General features: G+C 44.8%; 13 protein-coding genes and 4 tRNA genes. All 17 read left to right on the forward strand.

Translation table 11 applies throughout. The annotated features are described in order from the left end of the window. Positions 1–138 precede the first annotated feature (138 nt). The 17 genes from dprA (at position 139) to rpoB (ending at position 14,823) form a co-directional block, all read left to right on the forward strand. Positions 139–1,317 (forward strand): DNA-processing protein DprA, encoded by a 1,179-nt coding sequence (gene dprA, locus ABU615_RS07940; protein WP_370388798.1) that lies wholly within the window; start codon positions 139–141, stop codon positions 1,315–1,317. Between the two features lie 11 nt (positions 1,318–1,328). Continuing rightward, on the forward strand, positions 1,329–1,787 hold the full coding sequence (locus ABU615_RS07945) for a DUF494 family protein (RefSeq protein WP_370388799.1): 459 nt from the start codon (positions 1,329–1,331) through the stop codon (positions 1,785–1,787). A 139-nt stretch (positions 1,788–1,926) separates the two neighbouring features. Further along, positions 1,927–4,221: a type I DNA topoisomerase gene (gene topA / locus ABU615_RS07950; RefSeq protein ID WP_367489752.1), complete on the forward strand. Its 2,295-nt coding sequence runs from the start codon at positions 1,927–1,929 to the stop codon at positions 4,219–4,221. A 79-nt stretch (positions 4,222–4,300) separates the two neighbouring features. Continuing rightward, positions 4,301–4,873 carry a 16S rRNA (guanine(966)-N(2))-methyltransferase RsmD gene (rsmD, locus tag ABU615_RS07955; protein WP_367577657.1) on the forward strand — a complete coding sequence of 191 codons (573 nt, stop codon included), beginning with the start codon at positions 4,301–4,303 and terminating at the stop codon, positions 4,871–4,873. An 88-nt stretch (positions 4,874–4,961) separates the two neighbouring features. After that, positions 4,962–5,216, forward strand: coding sequence for a YfhL family 4Fe-4S dicluster ferredoxin (locus ABU615_RS07960; protein ID WP_267409014.1), 255 nt, complete (start codon positions 4,962–4,964; stop codon positions 5,214–5,216). 112 nt (positions 5,217–5,328) lie between these two features. Beyond that, positions 5,329–5,412: transfer RNA gene (locus ABU615_RS07965), tRNA-Tyr, on the forward strand. Positions 5,413–5,451: 39 nt separating this feature from the next. Further along, positions 5,452–5,525, forward strand: a tRNA-Gly gene (locus ABU615_RS07970). A gap of 24 nt (positions 5,526–5,549) precedes the next feature. After that, a tRNA-Thr gene (locus ABU615_RS07975) sits at positions 5,550–5,624 on the forward strand. 42 nt (positions 5,625–5,666) lie between these two features. Next, positions 5,667–6,857 carry an elongation factor Tu gene (gene tuf / locus ABU615_RS07980; protein WP_100140805.1) on the forward strand — a complete coding sequence of 397 codons (1,191 nt, stop codon included), beginning with the start codon at positions 5,667–5,669 and terminating at the stop codon, positions 6,855–6,857. An 8-nt stretch (positions 6,858–6,865) separates the two neighbouring features. Next, positions 6,866–6,941, forward strand: a tRNA-Trp gene (locus ABU615_RS07985). A 62-nt stretch (positions 6,942–7,003) separates the two neighbouring features. After that, positions 7,004–7,456 (forward strand): preprotein translocase subunit SecE, encoded by a 453-nt coding sequence (secE, locus tag ABU615_RS07990; RefSeq protein ID WP_100140813.1) that lies wholly within the window; start codon positions 7,004–7,006, stop codon positions 7,454–7,456. 2 nt (positions 7,457–7,458) lie between these two features. Then, positions 7,459–7,992: a transcription termination/antitermination protein NusG gene (nusG, locus tag ABU615_RS07995; protein ID WP_100140812.1), complete on the forward strand. Its 534-nt coding sequence runs from the start codon at positions 7,459–7,461 to the stop codon at positions 7,990–7,992. Between the two features lie 126 nt (positions 7,993–8,118). After that, on the forward strand, positions 8,119–8,550 hold the full coding sequence (gene rplK / locus ABU615_RS08000) for a 50S ribosomal protein L11 (RefSeq protein ID WP_037406890.1): 432 nt from the start codon (positions 8,119–8,121) through the stop codon (positions 8,548–8,550). Then, positions 8,551–9,246, forward strand: coding sequence for a 50S ribosomal protein L1 (rplA, locus tag ABU615_RS08005; protein ID WP_100140811.1), 696 nt, complete (start codon positions 8,551–8,553; stop codon positions 9,244–9,246). Between the two features lie 278 nt (positions 9,247–9,524). Beyond that, the gene (gene rplJ / locus ABU615_RS08010) at positions 9,525–10,025 is read left to right on the forward strand and encodes a 50S ribosomal protein L10 (RefSeq protein ID WP_100140810.1); all 501 of its coding nucleotides are present in this window, start codon (positions 9,525–9,527) and stop codon (positions 10,023–10,025) included. A 54-nt stretch (positions 10,026–10,079) separates the two neighbouring features. Next, positions 10,080–10,454, forward strand: a complete 375-nt coding sequence (gene rplL, locus ABU615_RS08015) for a 50S ribosomal protein L7/L12 (RefSeq protein ID WP_100140809.1) — start codon at positions 10,080–10,082, stop codon at positions 10,452–10,454. Between the two features lie 187 nt (positions 10,455–10,641). Then, the gene (rpoB, locus tag ABU615_RS08020) at positions 10,642–14,823 is read left to right on the forward strand and encodes a DNA-directed RNA polymerase subunit beta (protein ID WP_100140808.1); all 4,182 of its coding nucleotides are present in this window, start codon (positions 10,642–10,644) and stop codon (positions 14,821–14,823) included. Positions 14,824–14,845 lie beyond the last annotated feature (22 nt).

Below are 14,845 nucleotides of genomic sequence, written 5' to 3' on the forward strand. Positions count from 1 at the left end.
AATTAAAATGTTATAAGTTTTATTTTAACAATATTATTTTATATGAATATTATTCGAATAATGCCATTGAATAATCAATTGTAATATAAATTATCCTTTGTCATAATTGATAAATTACAAACTGTAAAGAAAATGTGAATGAATGAGCTCGAGCGCTATGCTTGGATTGAGCTGGCATTAACCCCCTATATTGGCAGTGAAACATTTTTACGTATCTTAAAACATTTTGGTTCGGCACAAATCGCTTTGGCCGCAGATGTGGCTGAAATTAAACCTTTCCTGATTCGTTCTCGGGCCGGTCAATACTGGCGCAGTGAGGAAGCAAGAAAAGCAGCTGAAGCCGCCCTGCAATGGGAGCAAAAGCATGAAAATGCACGCTTATTATTGCTGGCTGAAAATGATTATCCACCATTGCTTTCTGAAGGTTTGACACCGCCTCCATTATTATTTATACGTGGTAACATCCATTATCTGCAACAGCCCTCATTGGCTATTGTTGGCAGCCGACATGCAACGCCACAAGCAATGCGTATTGCCCGTGATTTTGCCAAGGCATTAGCACAAAAAGAAATTGCTGTGATATCGGGCATGGCTGATGGTATAGATACCGCAGCCCATCAAGGTGCTTTACTTGGCAAAGGTACTACTGTTGCCGTCTGGGGCACAGGAATTGATCGCGTGTATCCGGCACGCAACAAATCATTGGCTGCTGAAATTGCCGAACATGGCTGTATAATTTCAGAATTTCCACTAGGCACTCGTTCTTTGGCCGGTAACTTTCCCCGTCGCAATCGCCTGATTGCAGCACTCAGCCAAGGTACCCTAGTGATAGAGGCTGCAACCGAATCTGGCTCCCTGATTACTGCGCGATTGGCCGGTGAAATGGGTCGTGAAGTTATGGCAATACCTGGTTCGATTGATAACCCATTAAGCAAAGGTTGTCATGCATTGATAAAACAGGGTGCCAAACTGGTTGAAAATCTAGATGATATACTTCATGAGTGCCCTTTCCTCTTGCAAAAAACGCAAGTGCATTCATATAGCCATCAATCTTCACAATTTATTCAATCAGATACACCTGTACTGCTTGTTGAAGAGACTGAAGATCTCTTATTAGACAAAACAGCTGTATCAGCACTCACATCGCCGGAGAAACAAATTTTGGATGGATTAGGTCATGGTATCGTACATCCAGATACACTGGTCTCAACACTTGGCATCCCTGCTACAGATGTGTATGCTAATCTTATGGCACTGGAGCTAGGTGGCTGGATTACCGCACTGCCGGGTGGTTGTTATCAACGCATTAAATCTTGAAAGGATTGCAAATGATTGATGTAATAGCGTTTTTGATTGAGCACTTTCAAGACGTTGATGCTTTTCCTCCACGTAAAGATCTAGGAGCGCTTTTGGAAGAGGTGGGTTTTAATGATGATGAGATAGGGGATGCCTTAACTTGTCTCGACGAGCTGCGTTTCGAACCCCTGATTCCGGCCGAAACCTTGCGCAGCAGTACCGGATTCCGAATTTTTAATGAAGAAGAGCTGGATGCACTCCCGTTGGATGTTCGTGGTCTAATACATTTTCTGGAACAGAATGGTGCACTCAATCCTGAACAACGTGAATTCGTACTCAATGCTTTAATGAATTTGCCGTATGACGACATTACTGTAGATCATGCTAAAGTACTGGCCTTACTGGTCTTGTGGGCACATCGGTCAGAATTGCCAGTACTCATTGGTGATGAATTAATGGCTGCGCTTAATGGTGAAGCCATGATGCAGTAAATTACTGACAGCGAAACGGCATTAAAGCTTTCAGTCAGAACGTCTGAAAGCTTTTTGCTTTGTCCGATTGTATTTATTAGAATAAAACAAACTACCAACATATCACAAATATTTAAATTACGAATGTGAGCCTGAGCGAATGGCAAAAAACCTGTTGATTGTTGAATCTCCATCAAAAGCGAAAACGCTGAAAAAATATCTTGGCAGCGACTTTGAAATTCTCGCTTCCTATGGACACGTGCGCGATCTGGTACCTAAAAGTGGTGCCGTCGATCCGGAAAATGACTTTGCCATGAAATACCAGCTGGTCAGCCGTAATGCCAAACATTTGGATGCGATTGTGTCAGCAGCAAAAGAAGCTGATGCACTTTATTTGGCAACCGACCCGGATAGAGAGGGTGAAGCTATTTCCTGGCATTTACAGGAAATACTCAAATCTAAGCGTGGCCTCAAAAACCTACACCCAAAGCGGGTAGTATTCCATGAAGTAACCAAAAAAGCCGTATTGGATGCGGTTGCTCATCCGCGTGAGTTGTCACAAACATTGGTGGATGCACAGCAGACACGGCGAGCTCTGGATTATCTGGTTGGTTTTAATCTGTCACCTTTATTATGGAAAAAAATTCGCCGAGGTCTATCTGCTGGCCGCGTACAAAGCCCAGCATTACGCATGATTTGCGAACGCGAACAAGAAATCCGTGATTTCACGGCACAGGAATATTGGACAGTTCATTTGGACAGCCACAAAGCGCGTACCAAATTCACCGCCAAACTCACACACTGGCAAGGACAGAAACTCGAGCAATTTGATATACCAGATGAAACTCAACAGCAGGAAATAGTCAGCGCCCTGCAGGGTCAGCCGGCACATGTTTCCAAGGTAGAAAAGAAAAAGCGCAGCCGTAATCCAGCTGCGCCATTTACCACCTCCACTATGCAGCAGGAAGCAGTGCGTAAACTTGGTATGACTACCGACCGTACCATGCGCACAGCCCAGCAATTATATGAAGGTGTAGACGTAGGGCAAGGTGCAGTGGGGCTGATTACCTATATGCGTACCGACTCCGTCAGCTTGTCAGATGATGCCGTTGTTGAAATACGCCATTATATTGATAACAAAATTGGCAGCGACTACCTACCATCTACAGCAAAGGTCTACAAAACCAAATCGAAAAATGCTCAGGAAGCACATGAAGCTATTCGGCCTACTTCGGTTTACCGTACACCAGAAGAAGTGAAACCCTTTCTGACTGCTGATCAGTTTCGCCTGTATCAGATGATTTGGCAACGTGCGGTGGCCTGCCAGATGGCACCAGCTCGTTTCGATACCACCAGTGTCGATATTGTTGTAGGAAAAGGTGTTTTTCGAGTAACTGGACAGGTACAGACATTTGCTGGTTTTTTAAGCGTTTACGAAGAAGGTGTCGACGATAGCGAAGATGATGAAAATGCCAAAAAATTGCCTCCATTGCAGGAAGGAGATGATTTACCGGTAGATAAAATATTTGGCGAACAGCATTTTACTCAGCCACCACCCCGTTATTCTGAAGCCAGTTTGGTAAAAGCACTGGAAGAGTATGGCATTGGCCGTCCTTCAACCTATGCCAGCATTATTTCCACACTTAAAGAACGTGAGTACGTCACACTAGAACAAAAACGGTTTCTGCCCACCGATACCGGTGAAGTCGTCAATAAATTTCTTACCGAGCATTTCGGTCAATATGTAGATTACAACTTCACTGCCAGACTGGAAAATCAGCTGGATGATATTGCCGGCGGCAAACGAGAATGGAAGCCGGTAATGCAACAGTTCTGGAAAGGTTTTGACAAAGAGGTTAAAGCCAAGGAAGACATCCCACGCGCAGAGCTGACAGCAGAAAATCTGGATGAAATCTGCCCGAAATGTGGAGCTCACCAGCTACAGATTAAATTTGGCAAACGTGGGCGCTTTATTGCCTGTAGCGGTTATCCAGATTGCGATTACACCCGCAACGTGAATGAAACTGCTGAAGAGGCTGCCAAAGCTGCAGAAGAGCCTACCATCGTTGAAGGGCGCAGCTGTCCCAAATGTGAAGGACAACTGGTATACAAGCGTGGCCGTTATGGTAAATTCATTGGTTGCGCCAATTATCCCAAATGTAAATATATCGAACCTTTGGAAAAACCTAAAGATACCGGAATTGAATGTCCGAAGTGTCATCAAGGCAGCCTGATCGAACGCAAGAGCCGCTATGGCAAACTGTTTTACAGTTGCAATACTTATCCCGATTGTGACTATGCCGTGTGGAATCCGCCCATTAACGAACCCTGTCCGCAATGCGGTTGGCCGGTTCTGACCATCAAAACCACCAAACGGCGCGGAACCGAAAAAGTTTGTCCTCAAAAAGAGTGTGGCTATACCGAACAGATAGAACCTCCCGCACCCAAAGAATAGAGCAGGCTGCTCAAAATAAATAAAAAAACTTAAGACTTTCAGCATGCCTGAAAGTCTTTTTTTACCGGAAAAAACTGACATGGCCAGAATACTTCAGCAGCATCGCAATCAGGTACGCATTATTGGCGGTACCCATCGAGGCCGTAAAATAACATTTCCGACCGCCGAAGGTCTGCGTCCGACGGCAGATAGCGTGCGCGAACGTCTGTTTAATTGGCTGGGGCAAGACTTAACAGGTATGGCAGTACTGGATCTATTTGCCGGTAGTGGCGTAATGGGATTGGAAGCAGCTTCAAGAAGGGCTAAAACCGTTACGCTTATAGAAAAAAATCGTCTGGTGGCACAGGCAATAAAAAATAACCTTCAACAATTGAATTTCAATCAGGTAGAACTTATTTATACAGATGCACAGAATTTTCTCGCAACCAACAGCCGGCAGTTTGACATAATATTTCTCGATCCGCCTTACCAATGGCAGCAGTGGCCAGACCTTATGCAGGCCCTTGTCCCGCATCTGAGACCTCAAGCACATATCTATCTTGAAAGTAATACATTACCAACGCTGCCAAATGGGTGGCAGATACTGCGAGAGGGTAAATCAGGAATAAGTCGTTTTGAATTATTAACTTACTGTAAACCAGAAGCACCCTGATTAACAGACACTCAATAGGATACACACAAAATAATGGTATAATCCGCGCCCAACGGTTTTGAGTAAAATTTAACGATAAAGGAAGAACATGTCACTCTTGATAACAGATGAGTGCATTAATTGCGACGTATGCGAGCCTGAGTGCCCCAACAGCGCTATTTATCAGGGCGATGAAATTTATGAGATCACCCCGGAACGGTGCACACAATGTGTAGGCCATTATGATGAACCACAATGTCAGCAGGTTTGTCCGGTAGATTGCATCATCATTGATGAAGAACACCCGGAAAGCGAAGAAGAGCTGGAAGCTAAATATCAACGGCTGATGGCAGAAAAAGAATAAAACGACACAGGCTGAAGTGTATTTGAAACAGTTAATTACTCTTTTAAGTAAAAAAAATTGCTTAAGAAGCTTGACGAAGATACAAATCAACATTATCATGCCGTTCTCTTTTGGAGGGATTCCCGAGCGGCCAAAGGGGGCAGACTGTAAATCTGTTGCGAAAGCTTCGAAGGTTCGAATCCTTCTCCCTCCACCAAATTCCAGTCTTACTTGGAGTAGTTTTTTAAGTAAGTATGCGGGTGTAGCTCAATGGTAGAGCAGAAGCCTTCCAAGCTTACGGTGAGGGTTCGATTCCCTTCACCCGCTCCATATTAAGTAAATACCTACCGTAATGCCCATGTAGCTCAGGGGTAGAGCACTCCCTTGGTAAGGGAGAGGCCGACAGTTCAATTCTGTCCATGGGCACCACCTAAATTGATAAACCTAATCATCTTTAGATAGGAAGTAGCCATGGCTAAAGAAAAATTCGAGCGGAGTAAACCGCACGTAAACGTTGGCACCATCGGTCACGTTGACCATGGTAAAACCACATTGACCGCTGCAATCTGTACCATTCTGTCCAAAAAATTTGGTGGTGCAGCGAAAGCATACGATCAGATTGACAATGCCCCAGAAGAAAAAGCCCGTGGTATTACTATTAATACATCACACGTAGAATACGAAACCGCAGAGCGTCACTATGCACACGTAGATTGCCCGGGACACGCTGACTATGTGAAAAACATGATTACCGGTGCTGCACAGATGGACGGCGCCATTCTGGTGGTTTCAGCTGCTGACGGCCCAATGCCGCAAACCCGTGAGCACATTCTGCTGGCTCGTCAGGTAGGTGTACCATACATCATCGTTTACATGAACAAATGTGACATGGTAGACGACGAAGAATTGCTGGAACTGGTAGAAATGGAAATCCGTGATCTGCTGTCTAGCTACGAATTCCCAGGCGACGATGTTCCGTTGATTAAAGGTTCTGCACTGAAAGCACTGGAAGGTGACCAGTCTGATATTGGTGAAGCTTCTATTATGGCTTTGGCTGATGCATTAGACAGCTACATTCCGACACCGGAACGTGCTGTAGACAAACCATTCCTGTTGCCGATTGAAGACGTATTCTCAATTTCAGGTCGTGGTACTGTGGTTACCGGTCGTGTTGAACGCGGTGTAATCAACGTAGGCGATGAAATTGAAATCGTGGGTCTGAAAGACACCCAGAAAACTACTTGTACCGGTGTGGAAATGTTCCGCAAATTGCTGGATCAAGGTCAGGCTGGTGATAACGTAGGTGTATTGTTGCGTGGTACCAAACGTGAAGAAGTAGAACGTGGTCAGGTATTGGCAAAACCGGGCAGCATCACCCCGCACACCAAATTTAAAGCTGAAGTATACGTATTGAGCAAAGAAGAAGGTGGACGTCATACCCCATTCTTCGCAAACTACCGTCCGCAATTCTACTTCCGTACCACTGACGTAACAGGCGCAGTAAGTCTGGCAGAAGGTGTAGAAATGGTAATGCCGGGTGAAAATGTGACCATCGACGTAGAGTTGATTCACCCAATCGCAATGGAAGAAGGCTTGCGCTTTGCGATTCGTGAAGGTGGCCGAACAGTTGGTGCCGGTGTGGTTGCTAAAGTTATCGCTTAAAGTTTTGTAGGCCAGTAGCTCAATTGGTAGAGTATCGGTCTCCAAAACCGAGGGTTGGGGGTTCGAGACCCTCCTGGCCTGCCAAAAAACAGACTAATCGGCCATAGGTCGGTTAGTCTTTTTTGTATTAATAAAAAGGTGGTTGTATGGACAACAAAACATCGAAAGATGTGGGAGCCAAAACCAAAGCACAATTAAAAGCTGAAGCTAAGCAACAACAGCAACTGGAAATCAAGCGTAATAAACGTTTTGATTTTCTTAAATACACCTTTTCAGCCATACTGATTGCTGCAGGTATTCTGGCATTCTATACTTTGGATGCGCAATTACCGCTTTACATTCGTTATTTGTTTCCTTTAATCGGCGTAGTAGCGGCCATTGTAATCGTATTTTTCTGGAGTACGGGCGGTCGTGAACTGACTGCCTATGTGCGCGATTGTGTGTCAGAAGCCAGAAAAGTAGTATGGCCTGAGCGCAATGAAGCATTGCGCATGACCCTGTTTGTACTGATATTTGTAGCTGTCTTGTCTTTATTTATTTGGGGTGTTGACAGCCTGATTTCATGGTTGTTGTTCGACATCTTTATGAAGAGGAGTTAAACATGGCAAAACAGTGGTATGTAGTACACGCTTATTCCGGTTTTGAAAAAAATGTTCAGAAAACCCTGAAAGAACGGATAGAACGTGAAGGAATGGGTGATTATTTTGGTCAGATACTGGTGCCGGTTGAAGAGGTAGTAGATATAAAAAATGGGCGCCGCAGTATTACTGAGCGTAAATTTTTCCCTGGTTACGTTCTGGTCGAAATGGACATGACTGATGCTTCGTGGCATCTGGTTAAAAATACCCCGCGCGTTACTGGATTTATTGGTGGTACCGCTAATAAACCTTTGCCTATATCTGCTCGCGAAGTTGATGCTATTCTCCATCAGGTACAAAGTGGTGTAGAAAAACCGAAGCCTAAAGTTTTATTTGATGTGGGTCAGCAGGTACGCGTCAATGAAGGTCCATTTAAAGACTTTAATGGTGTCGTCGAAGAAGTTAATTACGAACGCAATAAATTGCGCGTTGCTGTACAGATATTCGGTCGTGAAACACCAGTAGAATTGGAATTTTCTCAAGTAGAAAAAATTTAACTGTAAAAAATACAACACGAATAAACCTGTGCTTGTAAGGGAAAGAAATTTTCTTTATAATCACGGGTCTTGCTTTTGGGGAGCAGTATTAACTGCGTCATACCCGTTTATTTGGAGTTTAAACAAGTGGCAAAAAAAATTGTAGGCTACATCAAACTGCAGATTCCTGCAGGTAAAGCCAATCCATCTCCTCCGGTTGGCCCGGCTTTGGGTCAGCGCGGCCTGAATATCATGGAATTCTGTAAAGCATTCAATGCAGCTACGCAGAATGTAGAACCTGGCTTGCCGGTTCCGGTAGTGATTACTGCTTTTGCAGATAAATCATTTACCTTCGTGATGAAAACTCCTCCAGCATCTATTTTGCTGAAAAAAGCAGCTGGATTGCAAAAAGGCAGCTCTAACCCACTAACACAAAAAGTGGGTAAGGTAACTCGTGCTCAGCTGGAAGAAATTGCTAAGGCTAAAGAGCCTGATTTAACTGCTGCTGATTTGGACGCAGCGGTACGCACCATCGCCGGTAGCGCCCGTTCAATGGGTTTAGATGTGGAGGGTGTGTAAATGGCTAAACTTTCTAAACGTATGCAAGCTATCCGCGCTGCTGTAGAAACAAACAAATTGTACGCCATTGATGAGGCATTGAATCTGGTAAAAGCCAATGCTACTGCTAAATTTGATGAATCTATTGATGTATCCTTTAATCTGGGCGTGGATGCACGTAAATCTGATCAGGTAATCCGTGGTTCAGTGGTATTACCTAAAGGTACCGGTAAAACCGTGCGTGTTGCGGTGTTTACTCAAGGTGCTAATGCTGAAGCAGCTAAGGCAGCTGGTGCTGACGTAGTAGGCTTTGATGATCTGGCTGCTGAAGTTAAAGCGGGTAATCTGAATTTTGATGTGGTAATTGCTTCACCAGATGCCATGCGTGTAGTTGGTCAGCTGGGTACCATTCTAGGTCCGCGTGGCCTGATGCCGAATCCTAAAGTAGGTACTGTTACCCCGAATGTGGCCGAAGCAGTGAAAAATGCTAAAGCTGGTCAGGTGCAGTATCGTACCGACAAAGCAGGTATTGTGCATGCTACTATTGGACGTGCTTCTTTCGAAGCTGCTGATTTGCGTGAAAACTTTAATGCATTGCTAGATGCTATTGTAAAAGCTAAACCAGCAGCAGCTAAAGGTCAATATCTGCGTAAAATTGCAGTTTCTAGCACTATGGGTGCTGGCCTGCGTGTTGACAGTGCTTCTGTAACTAATTAAGCAGTAAATATATATTATTGGCAGTCTGAATCAATTTTAGGCTGCCATCTAAATTCATATAAATGGTATGCATTTATATGTCGGGCTACTTAGAAATAAGTAGATGTCCAAGACCGTAGGGAATCTGTGCAAATTGTATAGATTTTAAAAATGTACCCTACGCAGACGGTAGTCCCAGATAATCTTAAGTAAGTGTGCTTACGGATGTCTTTTTGGGTTGCCGCGCTGGGTGGAGTAATACGTGTATTACTCTGTTTAAAAACAGTGGGAGGTAGACCTTGAGTCTCAATATTGAAACCAAGCAAGCAGCCGTAGCCGAAATCGTAGCAGCCATTGCTAACGCTCAAACTATGGTTATTGCCGAGTATCGTGGTATCAGTGTTGCCAGCATGACCGAACTGCGTGCCAATGCCCGTAAAGCAGGTGTATATCTGCATGTATTGAAAAATACATTGGCTCGTCGCGCTGTTGAAGGTACTTCATTTGCCGGATTAGCTGACCAGATGGTTGGTCCGTTGGTTTATGCGGTTTCTGAAGACCCGGTAGCTGCTGCAAAAGTACTGCACCAGTTCTCAAAAAAAGATGAAAAAATCGTATTGAAAGCAGGTTCATATAATGGTGACTTGCTGGACGTTGCTCAGGTAGCAGAGCTTGCTTCTATACCGAGCCGCGACGAATTGCTGGCCAAATTGCTGGGTATTATGCAAGCACCTGTTTCTGGCTTTGCCCGTGCACTGGCTGCTTTGGCCGAGAAAAAAGCCGGCGAAGAAGCTGCATAATTTTCATCCTCTATATATTTAAATTTACATTCTCAATTATTGGAGTTTAATAGCATGGCTATTACTAAAGAAGACATCCTGGAAGCAGTTGGTAACCTGACCGTAATGGAATTGAACGACCTGGTTAAAGCTTTTGAAGAAAAATTTGGTGTATCTGCAGCTGCTTTGGCTGTTGCTGGTGGCGGTGCTGCCGGTGGTGCTGCTGCCGCTGAAGAAAAAACTGAATTTGATGTAGTATTGACTTCTGCTGGTGCACAAAAAGTTGGCGTGATTAAAGTGGTTCGTGCCATCACTGGCTTGGGTCTGAAGGAAGCTAAAGACTTGGTAGATGGCGCACCTAAAACCCTTAAAGAAGGTGTATCTCAGGCTGAAGCTGACGATATCAAAAAACAACTGGAAGAAGCCGGCGCTTCTGTCGAAATTAAGTAATTTCAGTTGTGCTTTACAGGCTGGTAGCTTAGGCTACCAGCCTGCTTTCGCTTGTCTACCTAAAGTGAAATTTTATAAATATTTACATAAATAGCCATTATTTACTTAATTTTACCTTGTTAGTTTGGCTAATTGCCTGAGTATTTATAAAACCTTACTTGCCAAACCTCCCTACTGGAGACTGTTCATGTCCTACTCTTTTACTGAAAAAAAACGCATCCGTAAAAGCTTTGCCAAACGCGCCAATGTATTGGAAGTGCCGTTTTTATTGGCTACGCAGTTGGATTCTTATACACAGTTTTTGCAGATGGAAACGCCTTTTGACCAACGCGCCGACATGGGTCTTCAGGCGGCATTCCAGTCTATTTTTCCGATTATCAGTCATAACGGTTACGCACGTCTTGAATTCACGCATTATGTTTTAGGCGAGCCATTATTTGATATTCCTGAATGTCAATTACGCGGTATTACCTATGCTGCTCCATTACGAGCTCGTATCCGTCTAGTTATCTTGGACAAAGAGTCATCTAAACCGAATGTCGTAAAAGAAGTACGTGAAAATGAAGTTTACATGGGTGAAATACCATTGATGACACCGAGTGGTTCGTTCATCATCAATGGTACTGAGCGTGTGATTGTGTCACAGTTGCACCGTTCGCCTGGGGTATTCTTTGAGCACGATCGTGGTAAATCACATTCGTCTGGTAAGTTGCTGTTTTCAGCTCGAATTATTCCTTACCGTGGTTCATGGTTAGATTTTGAATTCGATCCAAAAGACCTGCTGTATTTCCGTATCGACCGTCGTCGCAAGATGCCGGTAACGATTTTGCTTAAAGCATTGGGTTTCACGCCAGAACAGATTCTAAACATGTTCTATGATCGTGAAAGCTACCATTTGTCTAAAGATGGCGTGCATACTAATCTGATTCCATCTCGTCTAAAAGGTGAAACTGCTAAATTTGATTTAGTCGACAAAGATGGCAAAGTGTTGGTGCAGAAAGGCAAACGCATCAATGCTAAAAATATTCGTGATATTGTTGCCGCTGATATTAAATGGTTAGAAGTTGAACCAGAAAGCCTGATAGGTAAGGTGCTGGCTACAGATGTCATCGTGCCGGATACTGGAGAAGTGCTAGCCAAAACCAACGATGAAATCACTGAAGAATTACTGGCTCAGTTTGATATTCAGGGAGTTAAAGAAATTTCTACTCTCTATATCAATGATCTGGATCAGGGTGGCTATGTATCCAATACTCTGCGCACCGATGAAACCGATGGGCAGCAGGCTGCACGCATTGCCATTTACCGCATGATGCGGCCTGGTGAGCCACCAACCGAAGATGCCGTTGAAGCATTATTTAATCGTTTGTTCTTCAACGAAGACAGTTATGACCTATCTCGTGTCGGCCGGATGAAATTCAATACTCGTACTTATCAGCAGAAACTGCTGGAAGCACAACAAGAATCTTGGTATGGCCGTCTGATGACACAGACTTTTGCTGACGCCGATAAAGAAGGCAATCATGTGCTGACTATTCCGGATATCGTGTCAGTCATTGCTACGTTGGTTGAACTGCGCAATGGTCATGGTGAAGTCGATGATATCGATCATCTGGGTAATCGTCGTGTGCGCTCCGTTGGCGAGCTGGCCGAAAATCAGTTTCGCAGTGGTCTGTCACGTGTAGAACGAGCTGTAAAAGAGCGTTTGAATCAGGCTGAATCCGAAAATCTGATGCCGCACGATTTGATTAACGCTAAGCCTGTATCTGCTGCGATAAAAGAATTTTTTGGATCCAGCCAGTTATCCCAGTTTATGGATCAGACCAATCCACTTTCTGAAATTACGCATAAGCGTCGTGTTTCTGCGCTGGGTCCGGGTGGTCTGACGCGTGAACGTGCCGGCTTTGAAGTACGTGACGTACATCCGACTCATTATGGTCGCGTGTGTCCGATTGAAACACCGGAAGGGCCGAACATTGGCTTGATTAACTCTCTGGCTGTCTATGCGCGTACCAATAAATATGGCTTCTTGGAAACCCCTTACCGTCGTGTTGTGGATGGTAAAGTAACCAATGATATTGACTACCTGTCTGCTATCGAAGAAGGTCGTTTTGTTATTGCTCAGGCCAATGCTGATTTGGATAATGAAGGACGCATTATTGGTGATCTGGTTACCTGTCGTGAAAAAGGTGAAACCATTATGGCTACCCCTGACCGCGTGCAATATATGGACGTGGCAACAGGGCAGGTAGTTTCCGTGGCAGCTTCATTGATTCCATTCTTGGAGCACGATGACGCGAACCGTGCCTTGATGGGTGCCAACATGCAACGTCAGGCTGTTCCTTGTCTGCGTGCAGAAAAACCACTAGTAGGTACCGGTATTGAGCGTTCTGTTGCGATTGACAGTGCGACTGCCATTGCCGCTAGCCGTGGTGGTGTCGTTGAATATGTTGATGCCAACCGTGTAGTAGTACGCGTTAACGACGATGAAGCCACTGCTGGTGAAGTGGGTGTGGATATTTACAATCTGGTGAAATTCACTCGTTCTAACCAGTCAACCAACATTAACCAGCGTCCGGCCGTACAAAAAGGTGACGTGATTGCCCGTGGTGATGTGATTGCCGACGGGGCATCAACCGATTTGGGCGAATTGGCACTGGGTCAGAACATGACCATCGCCTTCATGCCATGGAATGGTTACAACTATGAAGACTCAATTCTGATTTCAGAACGAGTGGTTGCAGGTGATCGTTATACCTCTATCCACATTGAAGAATTGAATGTGGTATCACGTGACACCAAGCTGGGGGCGGAAGAAATTACCCGTGATATTCCGAATTTATCCGAACGTATGCAGAATCGTCTGGATGAATCCGGTATTGTGTATATCGGTGCTGAAGTTGAAGCTGGTGACGTACTGGTGGGTAAAGTGACGCCTAAAGGTGAAACTCAGCTAACGCCAGAAGAAAAACTGCTGCGTGCTATTTTTGGTGAAAAAGCCAGTGATGTTAAAGATACTTCGCTGCGTATGCCTACCGGTATGAGCGGTACCGTGATTGACGTGCAGGTATTTACCCGTGAAGGCATTGAACGCGACAAACGTGCTAAAGCCATTATTGATGCAGAGCTAAAACGCTATCGCCAGAACCTGACTGACCAGTTGCGTATTTTCAATGACGATGCTTTTGACCGTATCGAACGCTTAATTTTGGGTCAGAAAGTAAATGGTGGTCCGCTGAAGCTGGCTAAAGGTAGTGAAGTGACTAAAGACTACCTAGCCTCATTGCCTAGTCGCCATGACTGGTTTGATATTCGCCTGAGTGATGAAAGCATTGCCAAGCAAGTGGAACTGATTAAAGAAAGTTTACAAGCTAAACATGAAGAATCAGACGCTCAGTACGAAATCAAGAAGAAAAAACTGACTCAGGGCGATGAACTGCAGCCGGGCGTACAGAAGATGGTTAAAGTCTTTATCGCCATCAAACGCCGCCTAAAAGCCGGTGACAAAATGGCCGGTCGTCACGGTAATAAAGGTGTGGTATCTCGCATTCTGCCAGTTGAAGACATGCCGTATATGGCTGACGGCCGTTCTGTGGACATTGTACTGAATCCACTGGGTGTGCCAAGCCGTATGAACATTGGTCAGATTCTGGAAGTGCATTTAGGTTGGGCTGCCAAAGGTATTGGTGAACGCATCGACCGCATGCTGACCGAAAAACGTGCTGCTGATGAAGTTCGTGCTTTCCTTGAGAAGGTATACAACAGCAGTGGTAAGAAAGAAGATTTGTCTCAGTTTAATGATGAAGAAATCATCAATCTGGCTCAACATCTGCGTAAAGGGATGACTGTAGCCACCCCAGTATTTGATGGTGCGGAAGAATCCGAAATCAAAAACATGTTGGCACTGGCCTATCCTGAAGACGATCCGGAAATCCAGAAACTGGGCTTTAACGATACCCGCACGCAGATGACCCTGTACGATGGTCGTACTGGTGAAGCTTTTGACCGTAAGGTCACCGTGGGTGTGATGCATTACCTCAAACTGCACCATTTGGTGGATGAAAAAATGCATGCCCGTTCAACTGGTCCGTACAGTCTGGTGACACAACAGCCGCTGGGTGGTAAAGCTCAGTTTGGTGGTCAGCGTTTTGGTGAGATGGAGGTATGGGCACTGGAAGCTTATGGTGCCGCTTATACCCTGCAGGAAATGTTGACTGTGAAATCAGATGACGTAAACGGTCGCACCAAAATGTACGAAAACATTGTTAAAGGCGAATACAAAATCGATGCCGGTATGCCGGAATCTTTCAATGTGTTGTTGAAGGAAATTCGCTCTTTGGGCTTGGATATGGATTTGGAACGTTATTAACCGACACCGGTCGCATGCAGTA

The sequence above is a fragment of the Snodgrassella alvi genome, from assembly GCF_040741455.2.
GTDB classification, from domain to species: domain Bacteria; phylum Pseudomonadota; class Gammaproteobacteria; order Burkholderiales; family Neisseriaceae; genus Snodgrassella; species Snodgrassella alvi_E.

Bases quoted from the DNA above. Each gene is read 5' to 3' on its own strand.
- dprA (WP_370388798.1), top strand. From the start codon at position 139: ATGAATGAGCTCGAGCGCTATGCTTGGATTGAGCTGGCATTAACCCCC.
- ABU615_RS07945 (WP_370388799.1), top strand. From the start codon at position 1,329: ATGATTGATGTAATAGCGTTTTTGATTGAGCACTTTCAAGACGTTGAT.
- topA (WP_367489752.1), top strand. From the start codon at position 1,927: ATGGCAAAAAACCTGTTGATTGTTGAATCTCCATCAAAAGCGAAAACG.
- rsmD (WP_367577657.1), top strand. From the start codon at position 4,301: ATGGCCAGAATACTTCAGCAGCATCGCAATCAGGTACGCATTATTGGC.
- ABU615_RS07960 (WP_267409014.1), top strand. From the start codon at position 4,962: ATGTCACTCTTGATAACAGATGAGTGCATTAATTGCGACGTATGCGAG.
- tuf (WP_100140805.1), top strand. From the start codon at position 5,667: ATGGCTAAAGAAAAATTCGAGCGGAGTAAACCGCACGTAAACGTTGGC.
- secE (WP_100140813.1), top strand. From the start codon at position 7,004: ATGGACAACAAAACATCGAAAGATGTGGGAGCCAAAACCAAAGCACAA.
- nusG (WP_100140812.1), top strand. From the start codon at position 7,459: ATGGCAAAACAGTGGTATGTAGTACACGCTTATTCCGGTTTTGAAAAA.
- rplA (WP_100140811.1), top strand. From the start codon at position 8,551: ATGGCTAAACTTTCTAAACGTATGCAAGCTATCCGCGCTGCTGTAGAA.
- rplL (WP_100140809.1), top strand. From the start codon at position 10,080: ATGGCTATTACTAAAGAAGACATCCTGGAAGCAGTTGGTAACCTGACC.
- rpoB (WP_100140808.1), top strand. From the start codon at position 10,642: ATGTCCTACTCTTTTACTGAAAAAAAACGCATCCGTAAAAGCTTTGCC.